Annotated in this window: 22 protein-coding genes; 13 read left to right on the forward strand and 9 right to left on the reverse strand. The window is 57.8% G+C overall.

Going from position 1 to position 20,814, the window contains the following annotated elements; genetic code table 11:
• The first annotated feature begins 140 nt into the window (after positions 1-140).
• A complete protein-coding gene (locus OE750_RS00080) occupies positions 141-833 on the forward strand; it encodes a thiamine diphosphokinase (protein ID WP_263760128.1) in 693 nt (230 codons plus the stop codon).
• Here OE750_RS00080 and OE750_RS00085 read toward each other — a convergent pair.
• From OE750_RS00085 to OE750_RS00095, 3 genes are all read right to left on the reverse strand, one after another.
• Positions 748-1,689: a DMT family transporter gene (locus OE750_RS00085; RefSeq protein ID WP_263760130.1), complete on the reverse strand. Its 942-nt coding sequence runs from the start codon at positions 1,687-1,689 to the stop codon at positions 748-750. The genes OE750_RS00080 and OE750_RS00085 overlap by 86 nt on opposite strands.
• Positions 1,690-1,773: 84 nt before the next feature.
• Positions 1,774-3,150, reverse strand: coding sequence for an L-serine ammonia-lyase (locus OE750_RS00090; RefSeq protein ID WP_263760132.1), 1,377 nt, complete (start codon positions 3,148-3,150; stop codon positions 1,774-1,776).
• Positions 3,150-3,848, reverse strand: a complete 699-nt coding sequence (locus tag OE750_RS00095) for a glutathione S-transferase family protein (RefSeq protein ID WP_263761149.1) — start codon at positions 3,846-3,848, stop codon at positions 3,150-3,152. The genes OE750_RS00090 and OE750_RS00095 overlap by 1 nt, the downstream gene beginning before the upstream one ends.
• A 298-nt stretch (positions 3,849-4,146) precedes the next feature.
• On the opposite strand from OE750_RS00095, the gene rpiA reads away from it, so the two are divergent.
• The 6 genes from rpiA to OE750_RS00125 all read left to right on the forward strand — a co-directional run bounded on the left by rpiA (position 4,147) and on the right by OE750_RS00125 (position 10,274).
• Positions 4,147-4,935 (forward strand): ribose-5-phosphate isomerase RpiA, encoded by a 789-nt coding sequence (gene rpiA / locus OE750_RS00100; RefSeq protein ID WP_263760134.1) that lies wholly within the window; start codon positions 4,147-4,149, stop codon positions 4,933-4,935.
• Between the two features lie 6 nt (positions 4,936-4,941).
• A complete protein-coding gene (gene gor / locus OE750_RS00105; protein WP_263760136.1) occupies positions 4,942-6,297 on the forward strand; it encodes a glutathione-disulfide reductase in 1,356 nt (451 codons plus the stop codon).
• An 88-nt stretch (positions 6,298-6,385) separates the two neighbouring features.
• Entirely contained in the window at positions 6,386-7,552 is a 1,167-nt protein-coding gene (hflK, locus tag OE750_RS00110; RefSeq protein ID WP_263760138.1) for an FtsH protease activity modulator HflK, read from the forward strand.
• Positions 7,552-8,433, forward strand: coding sequence for a protease modulator HflC (gene hflC / locus OE750_RS00115; RefSeq protein WP_263760140.1), 882 nt, complete (start codon positions 7,552-7,554; stop codon positions 8,431-8,433). Before hflK ends, hflC begins: the two co-directional genes overlap by 1 nt.
• Positions 8,430-8,633 carry a DUF2065 family protein gene (locus tag OE750_RS00120; protein ID WP_263760142.1) on the forward strand — a complete coding sequence of 68 codons (204 nt, stop codon included), beginning with the start codon at positions 8,430-8,432 and terminating at the stop codon, positions 8,631-8,633. Before hflC ends, OE750_RS00120 begins: the two co-directional genes overlap by 4 nt.
• 198 nt (positions 8,634-8,831) lie before the next feature.
• A complete protein-coding gene (locus tag OE750_RS00125) occupies positions 8,832-10,274 on the forward strand; it encodes a DegQ family serine endoprotease (protein ID WP_263760144.1) in 1,443 nt (480 codons plus the stop codon).
• A 56-nt stretch (positions 10,275-10,330) separates the two neighbouring features.
• Here OE750_RS00125 and OE750_RS00130 read toward each other — a convergent pair whose 3' ends face one another.
• The 3 genes from OE750_RS00130 to OE750_RS00140 all read right to left on the reverse strand — a co-directional run bounded on the left by OE750_RS00130 (position 10,331) and on the right by OE750_RS00140 (position 11,861).
• Entirely contained in the window at positions 10,331-10,777 is a 447-nt protein-coding gene (locus tag OE750_RS00130; protein ID WP_263760146.1) for an RDD family protein, read from the reverse strand.
• A 68-nt stretch (positions 10,778-10,845) separates the two neighbouring features.
• Positions 10,846-11,283, reverse strand: a complete 438-nt coding sequence (locus tag OE750_RS00135) for a DUF2852 domain-containing protein (protein WP_263760147.1) — start codon at positions 11,281-11,283, stop codon at positions 10,846-10,848.
• 116 nt (positions 11,284-11,399) lie between these two features.
• Positions 11,400-11,861 (reverse strand): YbaK/EbsC family protein, encoded by a 462-nt coding sequence (locus tag OE750_RS00140; RefSeq protein WP_263760149.1) that lies wholly within the window; start codon positions 11,859-11,861, stop codon positions 11,400-11,402.
• A 54-nt stretch (positions 11,862-11,915) separates the two neighbouring features.
• Between OE750_RS00140 and OE750_RS00145 the strand changes: the two genes are divergently transcribed.
• The 5 genes from OE750_RS00145 (at position 11,916) to OE750_RS00165 (ending at position 17,576) form a co-directional block, all read left to right on the forward strand.
• Positions 11,916-14,726, forward strand: a complete 2,811-nt coding sequence (locus OE750_RS00145; protein WP_263760151.1) for a bifunctional [glutamine synthetase] adenylyltransferase/[glutamine synthetase]-adenylyl-L-tyrosine phosphorylase — start codon at positions 11,916-11,918, stop codon at positions 14,724-14,726.
• Complete coding sequence (locus tag OE750_RS00150) at positions 14,716-14,979, forward strand: hypothetical protein (protein WP_263760153.1); 264 nt, start codon at positions 14,716-14,718, stop codon at positions 14,977-14,979. Before OE750_RS00145 ends, OE750_RS00150 begins: the two co-directional genes overlap by 11 nt.
• Positions 14,980-15,132: 153 nt before the next feature.
• Positions 15,133-15,804, forward strand: coding sequence for a DUF6778 family protein (locus OE750_RS00155; protein WP_263760155.1), 672 nt, complete (start codon positions 15,133-15,135; stop codon positions 15,802-15,804).
• A 39-nt stretch (positions 15,805-15,843) separates the two neighbouring features.
• Positions 15,844-17,040 (forward strand): RSP_2647 family RNA methyltransferase, encoded by a 1,197-nt coding sequence (locus tag OE750_RS00160; protein ID WP_263760157.1) that lies wholly within the window; start codon positions 15,844-15,846, stop codon positions 17,038-17,040.
• Complete coding sequence (locus OE750_RS00165) at positions 17,037-17,576, forward strand: RSP_2648 family PIN domain-containing protein (protein ID WP_263760159.1); 540 nt, start codon at positions 17,037-17,039, stop codon at positions 17,574-17,576. Before OE750_RS00160 ends, OE750_RS00165 begins: the two co-directional genes overlap by 4 nt.
• Here the strand turns inward: OE750_RS00165 and OE750_RS00170 are convergent.
• Entirely contained in the window at positions 17,573-18,259 is a 687-nt protein-coding gene (locus OE750_RS00170; protein WP_263760161.1) for a M48 family metallopeptidase, read from the reverse strand. The genes OE750_RS00165 and OE750_RS00170 overlap by 4 nt on opposite strands.
• A gap of 274 nt (positions 18,260-18,533) precedes the next feature.
• Between OE750_RS00170 and OE750_RS00175 the strand changes: the two genes are divergently transcribed.
• Entirely contained in the window at positions 18,534-19,268 is a 735-nt protein-coding gene (locus OE750_RS00175) for an Asp/Glu racemase (protein WP_263760163.1), read from the forward strand.
• Positions 19,269-19,457: 189 nt separating this feature from the next.
• On the opposite strand, the gene OE750_RS00180 is transcribed toward OE750_RS00175, so the two are convergent.
• Together OE750_RS00180 and OE750_RS00185 are read right to left on the reverse strand one after the other, a co-directional pair.
• On the reverse strand, positions 19,458-20,639 hold the full coding sequence (locus OE750_RS00180; protein ID WP_263760165.1) for a vWA domain-containing protein: 1,182 nt from the start codon (positions 20,637-20,639) through the stop codon (positions 19,458-19,460).
• Between the two features lie 8 nt (positions 20,640-20,647).
• Positions 20,648-20,812: a hypothetical protein gene (locus OE750_RS00185; protein ID WP_263760167.1), complete on the reverse strand. Its 165-nt coding sequence runs from the start codon at positions 20,810-20,812 to the stop codon at positions 20,648-20,650.
• Positions 20,813-20,814 lie beyond the last annotated feature (2 nt).

Here is a 20,814-nt window from a genome sequence, read left to right on the forward strand (position 1 = left end):
GTTCTTGCTCGCCACGTAATTTTATTATTGCCATAGTTAATGACAGCGCACAGCGTCGAAAGCGGACCGAATCTAAGAACTTTACCGTATCATTTCGTGGCAAGAATGTGTCCTGTTTCCTTAAAAAGAGTAAAAACCCTATGATTTCAGCTATTGTTCACGAATTGGAACCAGTTTTGCTTGTTGGCGGGGGAAAATACCGCAAATCAGGGCTAAAGGCGGCTGAAGGGCGGTTTCGGCGGATTGTTGTGGCAGACGGCGGGGCGGATTGGCTTTTGAGCCGCGGGTATGAACCCGATATGGTGATTGGCGATCTGGATTCAATTTCGGACAGCGCATTAACCAGGTTGGGCCCTGAGCGGGTACACAGGGTTGACGAGCAGGACAGCACAGATTTCGAGAAGTGTCTTGTGCGGATCGACGCGCCTTTGGTGTTGGGCGCGGGGTTTCTGGGCGGCAGGGTTGATCATGAACTGGCTGCGCTTCACGTGCTGGCGGCGCTGCCCGCACAGCGCTGTGTGTTGATCGGGCGGGACGATATTGTCTTTCTTGCACCGCCTGAAATGCGGCTTGATCTGGCGCGTGGCACGCGGGTCTCGTTGTTTCCGCTGGGGCAAGTGAGGGCAAAGTCACAGGGTTTGCGCTGGGAGGTGAACGAGGTGCGCTTTGACACTTCGAGCAAGATCGGAACCTCAAACGAGGCTTTGGGGCCCGTTGAGTTGAGCGTTGAGGCTGCGAATATGCTGGTTATTCTGCCACGCTCTGCATTGGGACTGGCTCTGGAAGCGCTCTCAACGAGCGGCGGCGGTTGGCCTCCTCGAAAAGCATCGTAAAGAGGCCCGCGGCGATTGTCAGGCTCATGCCGAAGGCGGCCAAGGCGTTGGGTAATTCGGCGAAGATTAGAAGACCGATGAGCGCCGCGATGGGAATTTCGACATATTGGATGGGTGTGACGGTGGCCGAGGGCGCATAGCGCAACGACCATGTCATTAGGAGGTGTGCGAGTGTCCCAAGCGCTCCGACAGAGAGCAGCAGGCTCCATTCGCGGATGTCGGGCAGCGTCCATGTGAACTCGGCGAACTCTGCCGCAGCGCCAAGAGCGAAGAGCGGCAGGATCATGACCGTTGCCATGATGCCTGAAACGAATTGTAGGCCGATCGGGTCGGTTTCGTGGGCGATGTGGCGGGTGATGAGCATGAAGCCCGAGAAAAGAAAGGCGACCATCAGGGGCAGGATGGCAAACCAGCCAACCTCGGCGAAACTGGGCTGAATCACGAAAAGCGTGCCGACAAAGCCGACGACGCACGCGCCAAGGCGGGCAGGGCCGACAGTTTCGCCCAGGATAAAGCGGCCAAGCACAAGGTTGATGAAAGGGAGCACAAAGACAATCGCGATGGCATCGGCCAGAGGCATGTGGCGCAGAGCGGTAAACATGAGGCCGATGCCCGCCATGTGCAGCACCGTGCGCAAGAAGCAGAGGCGCAGCGCGCGGGGCGAAAGAAGCCAAGGCCGCAGCGAGAGGGCGATAAACGGCAGGAGCAAAAGAACCTGAACCCCGAAGCGCACAAGCAACATGGGGCCGAGCGCGACAGACTGCCCGATGAGTTTTGCGATGGCATCTCCCAGAGGGGCAATGATGCAAAAGCCGAGCATCAAAGCGATTCCGAGGAGGGGTTTATCAAATGACATGAGCCAGACGCTAGACCGAGGAAGCGGTTCTGGCAACTTAAAGTTGTGCTGTGGCGCGAGAAGCTATCTGTTGTGCCGGACTGTTCAGCAGTTCGGCACGTTGACAGCGAGGCCGCCCAGTGAGGTCTCTTTATACTTTTCGCTCATGTCCTGCCCTGTCTGGCGCATGGTTTCGATGCAGGCATCCAGCGGGACGAGGTGTGTGCCATCGCCCCTGAGAGAGAGCGAGGCGGCGGAGACGGCTTTGATCGCGCCGAGGCCATTGCGCTCGATGCAGGGCACTTGCACGAGGCCTTTGACAGGGTCGCAGGTCATGCCCAAGTGGTGCTCCAGCGCGATTTCGGCGGCATTTTCCACCTGCTCGGGCGTGCCACCCATAACGGCGCAGAGGCCAGCAGCGGCCATGGCGGCGGCGGACCCTACCTCGGCCTGACAGCCTGCTTCGGCGCCCGATATACTGGCATTGAACTTGACGAGCCCGCCGATGGCGGCGGCGGTGAGCAGGAAATCCTCGACTTTGCTTTCCGTCGCGCCGGGGACATGATCAAGCCAGTAGCGGATCACGGCGGGCATGACGCCCGCTGCGCCATTGGTCGGCGCGGTGACGACCTGGCCGCCTGCGGCGTTCTCTTCGTTGACGGCCATGGCGTAGGTGCTCATCCAGTCGTTGATGGTGTGCGGCGCACGCTGGTTCATGCCGCGCTCGGCCACGAGCGCATCGTGGATGGCTTTGGCGCGGCGTTTCACAAAGAGGCCGCCGGGAAGCTCTCCTTCTGTTTCAAGGCCACGGTTGATACAGTCGTTCATGACCTGCCAGAGGCGGGCCGTGCCTGTGCGCAGGTTATCATGACCGCCACGGGCGACTTCGTTTGCGCGTTTCATCTCGGCGATGGTTTTGCCGGAGGTCTTGCACATCTTCAGCATCTCGGCGGCGGATTTGAACGGGTAGGGGATGGGCGCGCCATCATCATCTGTGGCTTTGCCTTGAGCGTGTTCCTCCGCAGTGAGGACGAAGCCGCCCCCTATGGAATAGTAGGTTTCTGACAGGATCACATCACCCTGCGGATCGGTGGCGTGCAAGATCATGCCGTTGGCGTGGCCCGTGAGGGCGGGGCCGTAATCAAACACGAGGTCGTCTTTTGGGGAGAACCGGAGCGGGGGCAGGCCCTCGGGGGTTATGATGTGGTTTTCGCGGATGGCCTCGAGCGTGGCTTCGGCCTGCTCGTGGTCATAAGTTTCGGGCACAAAGCCAGCGAGGCCCAGAATGGTGGCGCGGTCGGTGGCGTGGCCGACGCCTGTGAAGGCGAGCGATCCGTGAAGGGAGCCTTTGAGGCCAGCGAACTCGAATGGCGAGGCGCGCATCAGATCGAGAAAACGCGCGGCGGCGACCATCGGGCCCATCGTGTGAGAGGAGGACGGGCCGATGCCGACTTTGAACATTTCAAACACAGAGAGAAACATCAGGTGGCAGATCCTTCTGGTGGGGTGGCATAGCTTGGCGCGGTGAAAGGGCTGGGGCCGAGGCCTTCGGCGAGGATAGCGGCTTGCACGCTGGTGCGGACTTCGACTTGAGACGCTAAACCGAGCAAATGCGGCGTTTCCTTGAGCGAGAACCAGCGCGCGCCGCCTTTCGGGTAGAGCGCGAGCCAGCGTAGGAGTGTGACCACGTAAATATCCAACACGCTTGGTTCTTTGGCTGCGAACCACGGATGGGCTTCGCTTGCCAGAGTGTCGAGCTTTGAAAGATGTGCGGTGAGGCTTTTTTGCAGGCTTGTCCGTAGCGCAGCTTGGTGGGACAGATCATCGCCAATGTATTTGGCCGGATAGAAGAGCATCCGCATCTCGGCATGGAGCGCGTTTGAAACAAAGAACAGCCATTTGAGGAAGTCGCCGCGCGCGGGGTGCTCGGGTGCGGGGGCGAGCTTGCCGTGGGTGTCGGCCAGCCAGAGGAGAATCGCCCCTGTCTCGAACAATGCGCCATGGGGTGTTTCCAGGACGGGAATGAGGCCATTGGGGTTGAGCGCAAGATAATCCGCACTGCGCTGGGCCTCGCTTGCGCGATCAACCAGCACAGTATCATAGGGCGCACCCAGTTCTTCCAGCGCGAGGCGGATGACGAGCGAGGCGTTATCGGGGGCATAGTGAAGGCGGTATGTCATGGGGTATTGATAGCCTGCATAGCTGAATGGCCAAGGCATAAATACGACATGCTCCGGTAAAGCTGCGCGGCAGTGGATGCGATTGCCGCTTGGTTCGGGGTGGTTCATGCCTGTTCGCTGGCCGGCCTGCGGGCGAGAGCGGGCGCATGGCCCGAGCAGTCGAAGCACTTGTGATGATGGTCATGAATGCAGTGCGACAGTTTCGCCCCGTTTTCTTCAAAAGAAAAACCTTCCGCCCTCTCGCACCTTCTGCGCAAGTTTTCTATAAGGCGGGAGGGGACAATTACGCGAGGCTGCTATGAGCGGAGAACTTTCACCGATTGATAAAGCCAAATTCGTTGCTGCCAAACGCGCAGCCGAGTTTGTTGAAGACGGAATGCGTGTCGGGCTTGGCACGGGGAGCACAGCGGCCTGGCTTGTGCGCTGCCTTGGCGAGATGGTGCGCGATGACGGGCTCAAGATACGTGGTGTGCCGACAAGCACGCGCACGGCGGAGCTTGCGCGCGATGTGGGAATCGAAGTCATCAGTCTTGACGAGGCCAAGTGGCTGGACCTGACGATTGACGGGGCCGACGAGTTTGACGGGGAGTTGAACCTCATCAAAGGCGGCGGTGGCGCGCTTTTGCAAGAAAAGATCGTGGCCACAGCAAGCGACCAGATGATCGTGATTGCCGATGTGGGCAAAGAGGTCGAACGCTTGGGAGCGTTCCCCCTGCCTGTCGAGGTGATCCCTTTTGGCTGGCAGACCACGAAAGCGCTGATTGAAGAAACGCTGGTGAGCATGGATGTGCTTGGTCGCACGACCACACTGCGGATGAACGGTGATGTGCCTTACATCACGGATGAGGGCAACCACATCCTTGATCTGCACCTCAACCGCATTGGCAACGCACGCCAGCTGGGAATGGTGATGAACCAGATCCCCGGTGTGGTGGAGAACGGCTTGTTTATTGACATCTGCGACAAGGTGGTTGTGGGATATGGTGACGGCAAGGTTGAAATCCGCGATATCAACGCGGGGACTGTCGAAGTCGACCGGCTTGATTTTCTGGAAGATGACAACCTGTTTACAGATTTGATGGAGTAAGCGCTTATGAGCTTTGACTATGATCTTTTTGTCATTGGCGGAGGCTCGGGCGGTGTGCGTGCGGCGCGGGTGGCGGCGCAGGGTGGGGCGAAGGTCGCTCTGGCCGAGGAAGACCGCTACGGCGGAACCTGTGTGATCCGTGGCTGCGTGCCCAAGAAGTTGATGGTTTTTGCCAGCGAATTCCCCGGAGCTATTGCGGATGCGCAGGCCTATGGCTGGGATGTGAGCAACGGCGGATTTGACTGGGGCGCATTCAAGACCAAGCTGCACGCAGAGCTTGACCGCTTGGAGAACGTCTATCGGGGCATTCTGAAAAATAATGGCGTTGAGAGCTATGATGCGCGCGCCAAGGTTGTCGGCGCGCATGAAGTCGAGCTGTCTGACGGCACACGCAAGAGCGCCAAGCATATTTTGTTGGCGATGGGCGGGCGGCCTGTGAAGCCCGAAATCAAGGGCGCGGAACACGCGATTACCTCAAACGATATTTTCCACCTTGAGAGCCTGCCGAAAAACATGCTGATCCTTGGTGGCGGTTATATTGCCTGCGAATTTGCCGGGATCATGAACGGTCTTGGCGTGGAAGTGACGCAGTATTATCGCGGTGCGCAAATTCTGCGCGGATTTGACGATGAGGCGCGCGGGCTTGTCTCGGAGGAGATGATCCAGAACGGTGTGAAGCTGCACCTTGGCACGAACATCCTTGAGATGGAAAAGGTTGAGGGTGGTGTGCGTGTAAAGTCCACCAATGGTCACGACGAGATATTCGAGCAGGTCATGTTTGCCACGGGCCGTGCGGCCAACACAGAGGATATGGGGCTTGAGGCCGTTGGCGTGGACCTTGGACGCGGTGGCGAGGTCTTGGTTGATGATTATAGCCAGACGAAAGTTCCCAGCATTTATGCTGTGGGCGATGTGACCGACCGTGTGAACCTGACGCCAGTGGCGATCCGCGAGGGCATGGCCTTTGTGGAAACGGTCTTTAACGGCAACCCGACAAAGCCCGACCACGAGCTTATCCCTACAGCGATTTTCACGCAGCCCGAAATGGGCACGGTGGGCCTGAGCGAAGAAGCGGCACGCGAACAGGAGGCAATCGAGGTTTATTGCACTTCCTTCAAGCCGATGCAGCAGAGCTTTGCGGGGCGGTCTGACCGTGTTTTGATGAAACTGGTTGTGTCACAGGAAAGTCGTAAGGTTCTGGGCTGTCATATCGTCGCACCGGGGGCGGGCGAGATGATCCAGTTGGCGGGAATCGCTGTAAAAATGGGCGCAACGAAAGAAGACTTTGACCGCACGGTTGCGGTCCATCCGACGATGAGCGAAGAGATTGTGACAATGAAAGAGCCTGTGAGGCGCGCTTAATCCCGACCAAAAGGGTTGAAATAGTGGCGCAGGCACACAAGTTAGGACATAGCGTCTTAAAGACTTTAAACAGAGGGGAAATCTGTAGATGGCGGGTAATTCTGGCGGCCCATGGGGCGGCGGCGGAAACGATAACGGTGATGACGGGCGTGAACAGCGCCCCAACGGCGGGCGCAGGCCCGACGGCGGCGAGCAGTCGCAGATCCCCGAGATCGACGAGTTGATGAAAAAAGGCCAGGAGCAACTGCGCGTTCTGATGGGCGGCCGTGGTGGCGGCAATGGTGGAAACCGTGGTGCTGCCGGCGGCGGCGGTGGACCGGCCTTCAACCGTGGCACCATTGGCCTTGGCCTGTTGGTGGCTTTCGCGCTTTGGCTCTTTCAGAGTTTTTACACAGTCAAGCCGGAAGAACAGTCGGTCGAGCTTTTCCTGGGCAAATGTAACAGCCCTTGTGTGGGCAGTCCTGGCCTTAACTTTGCACCCTGGCCTGTTGTAACAGCCGAGGTGATATCTGTAACACGGGAAAACACCGAAGACATCGGTGGCGGCACGGGCGCGGAGGCGGGCCTTATGCTGACCGGTGATGAAAATATCGTCGACATCGACTTTCAGGTTGTCTGGAATATCGACAGCGCCGAGGAATACCTTTTCAACCTGCGCGAGCCGAAAGCAACCATCCGTGCGGTTTCGGAATCAGCGATGCGCGAGATCATTGCGCAAAGCGAGCTTGCTCCGATCCTCAACCGAGACCGTGGCCCGATTGCCGACCGTTTGAAAGACCTGATCCAGTCAACGCTCAACAGCTACGACAGCGGTGTAAACATTGTGCGTGTGAACTTTGACAAGGCGGACCCGCCCGAAGAAGTGAAGCAGGCATTCTTTGCCGTACAATCTGCCGAGCAGGACCGTGACCGCCTTGAAAAGCAAGCCGATGCCTATGCAAACACAGTTTTGGCTGCGGCGCGTGGTGAATCAGCTCAGGTGCTTGAAGAAGCCGAGGGTTACCGTGCGCGCGTTGTGAATGAAGCGCAGGGCGAGGCGAGCCGTTTCTCGGCCGTTTTGACGGAATACACCAAGGCGCCCGAAGTGACACGCAAGCGGCTGTATCTTGAAGCAATGGAAGACGTGCTGGGTGGTGTCGACAAAATTATCGTTGATGACGGCATCGGCGGGCAGGGGGGCATTGTGCCATACCTTCCGCTCAACGAGCTTCGCCGCAGCACGGACACTGACACTCAAACCGGAGGGAGCAACTGATGCGCTCGACAACATATATCCTGCCGGTGATAGTGCTGGCGATTGCTGGCTTACTGTCGTCAATTTTTATCGTGGACGAGCGGGAGAAAGCGCTGGTTCTGCAATTTGGTCGCCTTGTGGACATCAAGGACGAGCCGGGCCTTGCTTTCAAGATCCCGCTTATTCAGGAAGTGGTCCGCTATGATGACCGTATCCTGAGCCGTGAAATTCCACAGCTTCAGGTGACACCGTCAGATGACCGCCGCCTCGAAGTCGATGCTTTTGCGCGCTACCGTATTGTCAATGTGGAACAGTTCCGCCAAGCGACAGGTGCGGCCGGCGATCAGGCGATTGAACTTGCGGGCCGCAGGCTTGACTCGATCTTGCGTTCGGAAACACGCGAAGCGCTGGGCACGGTGTCATCCAACGACATCCTGAGTTCGGACCGTGCCGCTCTGATGCTGCGTATTCGTAACGGCTCGATAGAGCAGGCCCGCTCGCTTGGTATTGATGTGATCGACGTGCGCCTCAAGCGCACCGACCTGCCGAATGCAAACCTCGCGGCCACATTCTCGCGGATGCAAGCCGAGCGCGAACGCGAAGCGGCGGACGAGATTGCCCGTGGTAACGAAGCTGCACAACGCGTGCGTGCGCAGGCCGACAGAACCCAGGTCGAGATCACTTCTGATGCGCGCCGTCAGGCCGAGATCATCCGGGGTGAGGCAGATGCCAACCGCAACGCGATCTTTGCGGAAGCTTATGGCGCGGATGCGGAGTTCTTCGAGTTTTACCGCTCGCTCAACGCCTATCGCGAAGCCATCAAGGGGAGCAATTCGACCATGGTTATGTCGCCTGACTCCGAATTCTTTAACTATCTGAAGAATGAAAACGGCAAGCAATGATGATTTGGGCGACAGCCCTTCTGGCCCTCGGGTTGGTATTGTTACTGGAGGGGCTGGTCTATGTGCTGGCCCCTTTTCTTGTTGAGGACATGCTGCGCGCATTGCGCGAGTTGCCGCCCGAGGCGCGGCGTATGATCGGCGCGCTGATGATGGTGTTGGGATTGCTCCTTGTCTGGGGCGCAAAGACACTTGGCGCGTAAATTTGAGCGGTTTTTCGCTTTATCACGAAGCTGTCACGCAAATTTCACGTGAGCTTGAGAGCGCGTGCACAGACTTGGCGTTGCGCAGGAAAGTCCCTAAGTTACATATACAAGAGATTGGACCCACGCCGTTTGGTGTGGAATGATCACACGAGATAAAGGAGTGTCGGTGTGAGACAGGCAACACGAGTAATTGCAATGAAGAGAGCTGATGTGGGCATGATGCGCGCGCTTTGGCTGATGGTTCTGGGCGCTGCCCTTGTGATGGCGCAGGCGTTGAGCGCACAGACAAGGCCCGAGAGCTTTGCAGATCTTGCTGACAGGGTAAGCCCTGCAGTTGTGAATATCACCACCTCAACCATGGTGGCGCGTGGCACAGGGCCAGGTGCGATTGTGCCTGACGGAAGCCCGTTTGAGGACTTCTTCAGGGAGTTTCAGGACCGCAATGGACAAGGCAACCGTCCGCGCCGCTCTTCGGCACTGGGGTCGGGGTTTGTGATTTCGGAAGATGGTTACATTGTCACCAACAATCACGTGATTGACGGGGCCGACGAGGTGATCATCGAGTTTTTCTCAGGCCGTGAGCTTGAAGCGAAGGTGATCGGGACCGACCCGAAAACAGATATCGCGCTTCTCAAGGTTGAAAGCGACGAGCCGCTGCCTTTTGTGCCGTTTGGCGACTCTGATACAGCCCGCGTGGGCGATTGGGTGCTGGCTGTGGGCAATCCGCTGGGGCAGGGCTTTTCTGTTTCAGCAGGGATTGTCAGCCAGCGCAACCGCGCGCTGCAAGGCGCATATGACGACTACATCCAGACCGATGCCGCAATCAACCGTGGTAACTCGGGTGGGCCTCTCTTTAATATGGAGGGTGCTGTTGTGGGTGTGAATACCGCGATTCTCAGCCCCAATGGCGGCTCGATCGGGATCGGCTTTTCGATGGCTTCCAATGTTGTGACGCGGGTTGTTGACCAGCTGCGTGACTTTGGCGAAACCCGTCGTGGCTGGCTTGGTGTGCGCATTCAGGATGTGACCGATGATGTGGCCGAGGCCATTGGGCTTGAAAAGACCGCAGGTGCGCTTGTAACGGATGTGCCTGAGGGCCCTTCCAAAGAAGGCGGTATGCTTGCGGGCGATGTGATTATGAGCTTTGATGGTGTTGAAGTGGAAGACACACGTGGGCTTGTACGCACTGTGGGCAACGCCGATGTCGGCAAGACCGTGCGTGTTATTGTCTTCCGTGAAGGCAAGACCCAGACGCTCAAGATTACCCTTGGCCGCCGCGAAGATGCGGAAAGCACAGACGCCCCCATGGACGACGATGCGCCTGAAGAAGGCGGCGTTAAGGAAGTGGAGATGATGGGCCTGACGCTTGCACCGTTGACCGACGAGTTGCGCGAGCAGCTTGAGTTGGGCTCAGATGCGAACGGGTTGGTTGTGACCGACGTGAACGAAGAAGCCGAAGCCTTTGAAAAAGGCCTGCGCGCAGGTGATATCCTCACCGAGGCAGGGCAGCAGAAAGTCAGCTCTGTGGCCGATCTTGAAGCGCAAATTGCCGCTGCCAAAGAAGGCGGGCGTAAGTCACTTCTGCTTCTGGTGCGGCGCGGTGGCGAACCACGGTTTGTGGCGCTGACGCTGGAGTGAGCCTGAAGGCAATGACACAAAAACGGCCGTGCAAGAAATTGCGCGGCCGTTTTACTTTAGAGCGCGCGGCGGTTGAGCGCGACAGTGCCAAGCGCTAGATCGGTGAGGCCCTGGCCGCGCTCTTGCCCGGCCATGAAAACCATGGAGACAACCTGCACGAAAAAAAACATCCATGACAAGGTGAAGCCCAGCGTGTGGAGAACAGCGAGTGAAAAATCAAACTGCTCTCCACGGCTTGTGCGAAATTCGATCGCCGTGAGGCGCATGCCAAGGGTTGCCGAGCCGTTGGCCAAGCAAACCACGCGGTAGGCAAAATTGACGGTGAGCGCGAGTAATGGCAGAAAGAAAAGCCCCGTGAAGGCTGTGAGCGGCACAATGACCACGACGAGCAGCGCAACGATCACGGTGTCGATCACCCATGAAATGAGCCGCTTCACAGCCACGTCAGCGTAGAATTCGGGCTGGTAGAAGGGATCGGGCAGAGCCCAGCTTTGGCTTTCCATAGTGGTCCTCTCAAAGAAACGAGCTTGGCCCCCAAGATAGGAGGGCCAAGCCGGTGGTGTAAGGGGGCTTAGGCTTTTTCTGCCGTCTGGCCTTCGTTAAGGGTTTCATCGCTGTCTGCGGCTTCGGCGCGTTCGTCCATGAACTGGTCAAACTCGGCCTTGTCCTTTGCATCGCGAAGGCGCTCGAGGAAGGCTTCAAAGTTGTGCTGCTCTTCTTCGAGGCGGCGCAGGGTCTCTTCTTTATAGGCGTCAAAGGCGGTGTTGCCTGAGGGGCGTGACGCATGGAACCTTGCGTGACGGTGGGCGTGACGTTTGCCACAGCGTCCCGAACCGAGGCGTTTGCTCCAGATCATGTAAAAGAGGAGCGCGAGGCCGACCGGCCAGAAGGCGATAAAGCCAAGGACCATAGCGGCGATCCAGGCGCCTTTGCCCTTGTCGTCAAGCCATGCCTCGGCACGGGCAAACCACCCTTGGGAGTGGGCGGGAACGTGAACGGCGTGTGTCATATAGTGTCTCCTTGCGGGTGAGTTGCTTTAATGTGAATGCTCTTCACATTGCCAATATTGGGGTCAAAGGTGCTGCGCGCAAGGCTTGATGTTAATCAAATTTACATTTATTTTAATTACACAACAAAATCAGATAGTTGAGACTTTGACTTTTCCAGGAGTCGAGCGGGAGTTAAGCTGAAAACATGGTGCGGGGTGCCTGCTGCGGCCCAGATCAGCGCGAAATCATGCAAGCGGGGGTCAAAAAAGCTGCGGATCGGGTTTTTATGCGCGATGGGAGACACGCCGCCAATGGCGAAGCCTGTCTGCGCACGCACAAGGGCGGCATCGGCACGGCCCAAGGGCTCGCCTGCAAGGGCGGCGGCTTTCTGCTCGCAAACCTGATTGCCTCCTGCGGTAATGAACAGCAGTGCCTCGCCCGAGGTTTGTCCCTGAAAGATGATCGATTTGGCGATTTGGTCGACTTCCACGCCCAATTCGGAAGCCGCTTGCAGTGCAGTTTTGGCTTCACCTGTCTCGCGGATCTCGGTTTGCTCGCCTTCAAGGGTTGCGCGCACACGTTTGAGGCTTTTTGACATCTTGGTACTCCTGTTCGCGATTGACGCCGCTTTAGGAGCGGCGCATCTTCAGGCATGGAATTTGCACAGAAAATCACCCGCCTGCCAAGGGCTTATGACAATGAACGCGGCGCCGAGGCGCGTGGGATTTTTGGCGGGTTGAGGGGTGATCTGGCCAAGCTTGTGGAGGGGGCCGGGGGGTGCAGCCCTTACTTGCTGTCGCTGATGAGCCGTGAGGCGGCCTGGATGAACACGGCGTTCGATGCGCCTGAAGCGGTGCTTAAGGCCGAGTTTGCTAGGTTGCATGAGGTTGGTGCACCTGATCTTGGCAGTGAGCTGCGCCGTGCCAAGAAGCGTGTGGCCTTGCTTACGGGCTTGGCTGACTTGGGCGGTGTCTGGGCGCTTGAGCAAGTGACAGGGACGCTCACCGAGTTTGCCGACCTGTCAGTAAACCTGAGCCTGAGAGCGGCTCTGGGCGCAGAAATCAAGCGTGGCAAGCTGCCAGGGATGACGGAAGACGACCTTGACGCACTGGGCGGTATGTTTGTGCTTTGCATGGGCAAGATGGGTGCATTCGAGCTGAATTATTCGTCCGACATTGACTTGATTTGCCTGTTTGACGAGACCCGCTTTGAACGCGACGATTTCTTTGAGGCGCGCAAGGCGTTTATCAAAGCGACGCGAACGATGAGCGCAATGCTGAATGACCGCACGGCGGAGGGCTATGTCTTCCGCACTGATCTGCGGTTGCGCCCTGACCCCGCGGTGACACCCGTTTGCATGGCTGCGGAGGCGGCGGAGCGATACTACGAGAGCCTCGGGCGCACTTGGGAGCGCGCGGCTTATATCAAGGCGCGCTGCGGTGTGGGTGATATTTCGGCGGGTGAGACCTTCCTTGAGACGTTGCGCCCGTTTGTATGGCGTAAGCATCTGGATTTTGCCGCCATTGAAGATGCGCACAACATGCGCCTGCGGATACGCGAGCATAAAGGCCTTGGCGGGGCGATCGACCTGCTGGGCCACAATATGAAGCTTGGGCGCGGGGGAATCCGCGAGATCGAGTTTTTCACCCAGACGCGGCAGCTTATATCGGGGGGGCGTGACCCTGATTTGCGCGAGCGGCGCACCGTGCCTGCTTTGGGAGTTTTGGCCGAGAAAGGTTGGGTGCCTCAGGGTGTGGCGCAGGTTTTGGGCGCGCATTACCGAGCGCACCGCGAGGTGGAGCACCGTGTGCAGATGATCGCTGACCAGCAGACGCATTTGCTGCCCGCCACGCCTGAGGGCATGGAGCAGCTTGCCGCCTTTATGGGCGTGTCGCGTGAGGTGATGGAAGCCGACTTGCATAGCCGCCTTGAGGAAGTGCACGAGCTGACAGAGGGCTTTTTTGCTCCTGATGCCATAGCGCAGGAGGCGGAAAGCCTTGAGCTGGAAATTCCCGAGCTGGACAGTGAGGTGATCAGCCGATGGCCGACTTATGCGGCGCTGCGCTCGGAGCGGGGAACGCAGATATTCAAACGCCTGAAGCCTGATATTCTGCGGGCACTGGCCAAATCATCCGACCCTCATGCGGCGTTGTTGGCCTTTGACGGCTTTCTGGCGGGCTTGCCTGCGGGGGTGCAGCTTTTCTCGCTGTTTGAAGCGAACATGCAGCTTGTTGACCTTGTGGTTGATATTGTCAGCACGGCGCCTGCTTTGGCGACTTACCTCAGCCGCAATTCGAGCGTGTTTGACGCTGTGATTGGCGGAGATTTCTTTTCAGAGTGGCCCGGTGTGTCTCCGCTTGCGGCGGAGCTTTCAGCGCGGCTTGCGGCAGAAGATGATTACGAGCGCAAGCTTGATCAGGCGCGGCGCTGGAACAAAGAGTGGCACTTTCGTGTGGGCGTGCATTTCTTGCGTGGCCTGACGGGGGCCGAGGAGGCAGGTGCGCAATATGCCCAACTGGCCGAGGCTGCCCTCAAGGCGCTTTGGCCCGAAGTTGTGGCGCAGTTTGCCGAAAAGCACGGCCCCCCGCCCGGCAAGGGCGCAGCGGTGATTGGTATGGGCTCGCTCGGGGCGGGGCGGCTGAGCAGCGCGTCTGATCTGGATATCATTGTGATTTATGACCCAGAGGATGTGGAAATGTCCGAAGGCCGCCGTCCGCTGGCCACGCGGCCTTATTATGCGCGCCTCACACAGGCTATGGTGACAGCGGTAAGTGCGCCTATGGCGGAAGGTAGGCTCTATGAGCTTGATATGCGTCTGCGCCCCTCGGGGAACCAAGGGCCTGTGGCAACGAGTTGGCCAGCTTTCAAGGCTTATCAGCTTGATGAGGCCTGGCTTTGGGAGCATTTGGCACTGGTACGTGCGCGCCCTGTCTGCGGGCTTGAAACGCTGGGGGCAGAGTTTACGGCCTTCAGGCAAGCGCTTTTGGCGGAAAAGGGGCAAGACCGTGAACGCACGTGCAAAGGCATTGCCGAGATGCGGGGCAAGATTGCGGCAGCCAAGGCTCCGAATGGACCGTGGGATGCCAAGCTCGGCCGCGGACGGCTGCAAGACATTGAACTTTTCTCGCAGATGGGGGCTTTGACGGCGGAGGCCACTGGCGCGAGCAGCATGCGGGTGCAGGCAGGTGTAAAGGGGCTTTTGAGGGCCGGGCTGATCGACAAAACCGATAGCGAAGCCTTGATGCGCGCTTATCGTTTGCTCTGGGCGCTGAACCTGAGCACGCGGTTTTTGTCGGACAAACCGTTTGAGGCGGAGGCCGCAAGCGAGGGCGCAACCCAGCTTGTATTGCGAGAAACAGGGTCACAAGACCTTGCCAGCCTGCGGGATGAGTTGCAAAGCTGCACAGAGAGGGTGGCCACGATGATTGATGCCGTATTGGAGGGACCAGACGATGAAGGGTGACATATATGACCCCAAGGCGCTCATCCGCGAAGCTTACAACATCGACGGGATCACAGCGTCGGAGTGCCGCACAATTTTTCTGGACTGGGCCTTGAGCCTGCCTGTGGAAATGGACCAGAAAGACACAATTTTGAAGCTTCTGGAGCGCCATGGAGATCATGGCCATCCGATGACCGAAGTGATGCAGGAGGGGCTCCAAACGATGGCTGCCCCGCGCCGCAGGGGCGGCTGGCAAGCGCGCCGCCGTGATTAATATCTGAAAAACAAAGCGTTATGAAGTGTGTGGCTCTGAGGGAACACCTTGTGGCAACACGTATTTACCTACAAGTTGCCTTAAAGTCGTCCCATTCCAAGGCCAGATTTCTCCTCAAGCAGAACGCGGGCAGAGTGCCCAAGGAGAATTAACATGAAACTGATCAAAGCAACACTGGTGGCCGCGATGGCCCTGACTGTTTCGGGCTGTGCCAGCATGGATGTGGCAACACGCAACGCGCCGTTTGAGGCCGTAAAAGAACAGCAACCATTGAGCGAGATTGTCGCGGTAAGTGATGTGAAAGTATCTGTTTCACGCGACCTGCGTGTTTCGGAAGCGGAAGTTTTCTACCCTGTTGCAGACATTGTCTGGCGCGGTGACGAGCGTGGCGACCGCTATGAGCAAGTTGGAGCAATTTTTAACGAGAGCGCAAAAGTAGCCACCCAAGACCTTAAAGGTGACGTGCCCGCGCGTATCGAGATCGACGTTCTGCGCTTTCATTCTGTGACCGACAAAACCCGTTACACTGTCGGCGGGACACATTCGATCAGCTTTTTGCTGAGCGTGAAAGACCCCGAGAGCGGGCTTGACCTTGTGGCGCCACGCAAGATCAAATCTGATTTGCACGCATTTGGCGGACAAGAGGCCATTGCAGCTGATGCACGGGGCGAAACACAGAAAGTGCGTGTGAGTGCGCATCTTGCTTCTGTGATCCGACAAGAGCTTTCGACTGTGGCTGCACCTGACGCTGTTGTGAGCCGTAACCGGCAGGTTGATACCCTGACATCGGCACCGATGAAATCTAGCCTTACCCGCGTGTACTAAGGCTTTCACACCGATCAAAAAGTAATGTAAGGGAGCTGTATGACACAGCTCCCTTATTCCGTTATTCGCCTCAAACCCAAAGCAGACGCGCGCAAGATCCGCCATGGCGCGCCTTGGGTGTTTGACAACGAGCTTGTGCTCGACCGCCGCACAAAGGCCATTGCCAAGGGCGAGGTGGTGCTTTTGGAGGATGCCGAGCGCGCGCCTATGGGGCTGGTCGGCTTCAATGCCGAGAGCCGGATTACAGGCAGGATGCTGGACCGCGATGTGACTGCCGTGATTGATGCCAAGTGGTTCGCAGCCAAGCTTTCCAAGGCGCTTGATATGCGAGAGCGGCTTTATGCAGACCCTTTTTACCGTCTTGTTCATGCGGAGGCAGACGGGCTTCCCGGAGTTGTGATTGACCGCTTTGGCGACACTGTGGTTTTGCAGCCGAACGCTGCTTGGGCCGAAGCCAAGCTTGACGCTCTGTGCGAGGCTTTGCTTGGATTGGAAGGCATCACGACGATTTTGAAAAATGCCACGGGCCGCGCGCGCGGTTTGGAAGGTCTTGACGATGTAAGTGCTGTGCTCGCAGGCATTTCTCCAAGCGGGCCTGTGCCAGTGAAAATGAATGGCGCAACCTATATGGCCGATCTGACCGGCGGGCAGAAAACAGGTATCTTCTTTGACCAGCGCGACAATCAGGCTTTTGCGGCAAAGCTCAGTCAAGGTGCTGATGTTCTTGATGTTTTTTCCCACGTGGGCGGCTTTGCTCTTGCCGCTTTGGCGCATGGCGCGTCGAGTGCTCTGGCTGTTGATGGCTCGGCACCGGCGCTTGAGTTGGCGCAGGCAGGGGCCGAAGCTTCGGGCGTTTCAGGGGCGTTTGAAACCCGTGTGTCTGATGCCTTTGATGCGCTTGCCGCATTGGCCGAAGAGGGGCGTAAATTTGATGTGGTGATCTGTGATCCGCCCGCATTTGCGCCGTCTAAAAAGGCTCTTGATGCAGGCCTTCGCGCTTATGAGAGGATCGCGCGACTGGCTTCTGTTTTGGTTAAGGATGGCGGCTATTTGGGCCTGTGTTCCTGTTCACATGCGGCGGATCTGGGCAAGTTTCGTGCAGCTTCCAGCCGTGGCATTGGCCGTGCGGGGCGCACGAGCCAGCTTATCCACACAGGTTTTGCTGGGCCAGATCATCCTCTGATGCCGCAGCTTGCGGAAAGCGGATATCTCAAAGCGCTGTTCTATCGGTTGTGAAGCTTCTGCTTGATACATGTGTGCTCTACCCGACGGTGATGCGCGAGATGCTTTTGGGTGTGGCAGATGCGGGTGCTTTCGAGCCTATTTGGTCTGCCGAGATCGAGGGCGAATGGGCGCATACGGCCGAGAAGCATGAGGCGGGTGCGCGGGTGTTTGCTGAAGGCGAGATTGCCATGCTCAATGCCCGCTGGCCCAACGCGCAGATACGCTATGGCGAAGGGTTGAAAACCCGGCTCTGGCTGCCTGACCAGAACGACATCCATGTGCTGGCGGCAGCTATTGCAGGGTCGGCCGATGCAATTATTACTTTGAATAAAAAGGACTTTCCCGCGCAAATATTGGCGGAAGAGGGCCTAAGCCTGATGGATCCCGATGCTTACCTGCGCGGGCTTTGGGCGGCGCAACCAGAGCTTGTGGCAAGTGTGGCCAAGCGTGTTCTGGCGAAGGCCTGCGAGCTGTCGGGGCAGGACTGGACGATGCGCGGATTGCTCAAAAAAGCGCGTCTGCCAAGGCTTGCCAAAGCACTGGATTAAGCCCTTTCCCAACGGCTTTCGAGCGCGCGGATTGCGGCGATACGCTCTTCTGTTTTCGGGTGGCTCAGAAGCCAAGCGGGCGGGCGGCCCGCGACTGTGCCTGTGAGGGTTTCGAGCTTGTGAAACAACTCGATCTGAGGCGTGACACCAAAGCCAGCTTTGGTCATGAGGGCAGCGGCGTATTCATCGGCCTCGTACTCATCAGAGCGTGACAGCCTTGCCGCAAGCAGTGTGGTGGCGAAGTTGGCCAGCCAGAAGCCGATGAACGGAATGAAGCGCGACAGCACCGCGCCGAGGGCCATGCGCATGGCATTCTGGCCGGAAAAGTCGATCATGCGGCGGCGGGAATGGCCGAGGGCAACATGGCCCAACTCGTGGGCGATGACGCTTGCAAGCTCTTCGGCGCTGACTTCTCCAGAGCGAAATTTGTTGTAAAATCCACGGGTTATGAAGATGCGCCCGTCAGGTGCGGCGAGGCCGTTGACAGGCTCGATCTCGTAAAGTTGCACGCGCACACGGGGAATGCCGAGGGCGGCTGCAAGGCGCTCAAGCACGGGCTGAAAAGACGGATCGACCAGCTCAACAGAATTCTCATCCAGCTCCTTGAGCGTGTTGCGCACGGAAAAGCGGTAAAGGATGTAGCCGTAGACAAGCGGCAGAAGGATAGGCAGAAGCTTTAACATGTTCCTGATATGGGGGCTTTGGGCCCGTCACGCAACGGGCATTTCGGGATGTTGGCGGGGCGGGTATGTGTGTTTTCCTGTGTGAAGGTGGTGTTGCGGCACCTGAAGAGCTTAGCATCAAACCGGAGCGCAAAAGTTAGCGGAGCGTGCGCAGCCGCTTGGAGCCTGATCATCCGCGAATCGGATGGCCCATTAGGGGTGACAGGGGCGTTCTTCATGGGGCAAGGTTGGGATGGCGCGGGATTCGGGCCGGAGAGATTTGTGGAGGTCTGGTGTGCAGGACTATGAACTTGATCAAGGCTACGGCGGCGCAGCGAAGCTGGGGCTGATTGTGCTTTCAACAGATGAGACGCTGGAAAACGAAGCGCGTCAGGTTCTGGCGGGGCAGGATGTGAGCCTCGTTCATACGCGCATTCGGGCGGAGGCCGATGTGACACCTGAACGGCTGAAAATGATGGAAACAAGGCTTCCGGAGGCAGCCGCGCTCTTGCCCGAGGGGCTAACGGCTGTAGGCTATGCCTGCACCTCGGCGAGCACGGTGATCGGCCCCGCACGGGTGACGGAGCTGGTGCGGATGAGCCACCCCGAGGCGGCGGTGAGTGATCCGATTTCTGCAGTGATGTCGGGCCTGAAGGCGCTGAAGGCAAAGCGGATCGGGTTTGTGAGCCCCTATGTGAAAGAGCTGACTGCGCCAATGCGTGTGTTTTTGGGGGCAGCGGGCTTTGAGACAGTAAGCGAGCTGAGCTTTGATCTGTCAGAAGACCGGATGGTGGCGCGGATTGACGAGAAGAGTGCGCTTCAAGCTATTGAAAAGGCATCGGAAAGCAGTGATGTTGACGCGATTTTTGTAAGCTGCACGAACCTGCGGACTTTTGGCATTCTGGAGGAGGCCGAGCGGCGCATCGGGCGCCCTGTGATCTCGTCGAACCAAGCGCTTATGTGGCATATGCTGCGGCTTGCAGGCGTTGAGGCGAAAGGTTGGGGGCCGGGACAGCTTTTCAAACTGTGAACGCTGCGCACCGCTTGGTTAACAGGCATAGAAACGGCATGATTCCAGGGGGGGTGAAATGCGTGCACCCTGTGTGCACATCCCGTGCACCGCCTGAACCGTGTCTGTGTTAACCGAAAATTAGACACTGGAGCGCACGCTGGCCTAAAGCGTTTTACATTTCTCCGATAGAGACGGAGCACAAAGATTTCAGATCAGCTCGCGCATACCACGGCTGATTCCATCAAGCGTCATTGGAACCATGCGGTTCTCGAAGATATCCTGAATCATGCCGATCGAATGGGTGTAGCCCCAGTATTTTTCCGGCACCGGGTTGATCCAGACGTTATGTGCCCATTGCGTGCGGGCACGCTCAAGCCAGACCTGGCCTGCCTCGGGGTTCCAATGCTCGTTTGCTCCTCCGGGGTAGGCCACCTCATAGGGCGACATGGAGGCATCACCTACGAATATACATTTGTAATCAGCGCCATAGGTGCGAAGCACCTCCCAAGTGGGGGTTTGCTGGTCCCAGCGGCGGGCATTGTCTTTCCACACGCCTTCATAGAGGCAGTTGTGAAAATAGAAATGTTCGAAGTGTTTGAACTCGGATTTGGCGGCGGAAAAGAGCTCTTCCACCATCTTGATGTGTGGGTCCATCGAGCCGCCGATATCGAGAAACAGCAGAACCTTGACGGCGTTGCGCCGCTCGGGGCGGGTTTTGACATCGAGGTAGCCGTGCTCTGCGGTGGCGCGGATCGTTCCGTCAAGGTCGAGCTCGTCATGTGCGCCATCCCGCGCCCAGCGGCGCAGGCGCTTGAGTGCAACTTTGATGTTGCGTGTGCCAAGCTCGACATCGCCATCGAGGTTTTTGAACTCGCGTTTGTCCCAGACTTTGACAGCGCTCTTGTGGCGGCTCTCGTTCTGGCCGATGCGCACACCTTCGGGGTTGTAACCGTAAGCGCCAAAAGGCGAGGTGCCTGCCGTGCCGATCCACTTGTTGCCGCCTTGGTGGCGGCCTTCTTGTTCCTTGAGGCGTTCTTTGAGCGTTTCCATAAGCTTGTCAAAGCCACCTAAAGCTTCGATCTCGGCGCGCTCTTCTTCGCTGAGATGCTTTTCGGCGAGCTTTTCAAGCCAATCAGAGGGGATATCGACCGCTTCTAAGACATCACTTAAAGGAAGGTCATCAAGACCTTGGAATGTATGTGCAAAAGCGCGGTCAAAGCGATCTATGTGGCGCTCGTCTTTGACCATTGCCGTGCGGGCGAGATAGTAGAACCCTTCGATATCATAGGTGACAAGGCCCGCTTTGACGGCTTCGAGAAATGTCAAATACTCGCGCAGGGAGACGGGGATTTGGGCTTCTCGAAGGTTTTCAAAGAAGGGCAGAAACATTGCGGGCCTCAGATCATCCGCAAGATGATGATATTGAGAAAGAGTGCAACCAGCCCGACCATGACGCCAATGACAGCGGCGTGCTGAAGTATATCCAGACGGTTGCCGCCTTTTTTACGTGCGACCAGCGCCCCTATGAGAGCGCCGATCAAAAAGCCAGAAGTTACAATCATTT

This window comes from Lentibacter sp. XHP0401, assembly GCF_025751535.1.
GTDB lineage: Bacteria > Pseudomonadota > Alphaproteobacteria > Rhodobacterales > Rhodobacteraceae > Lentibacter.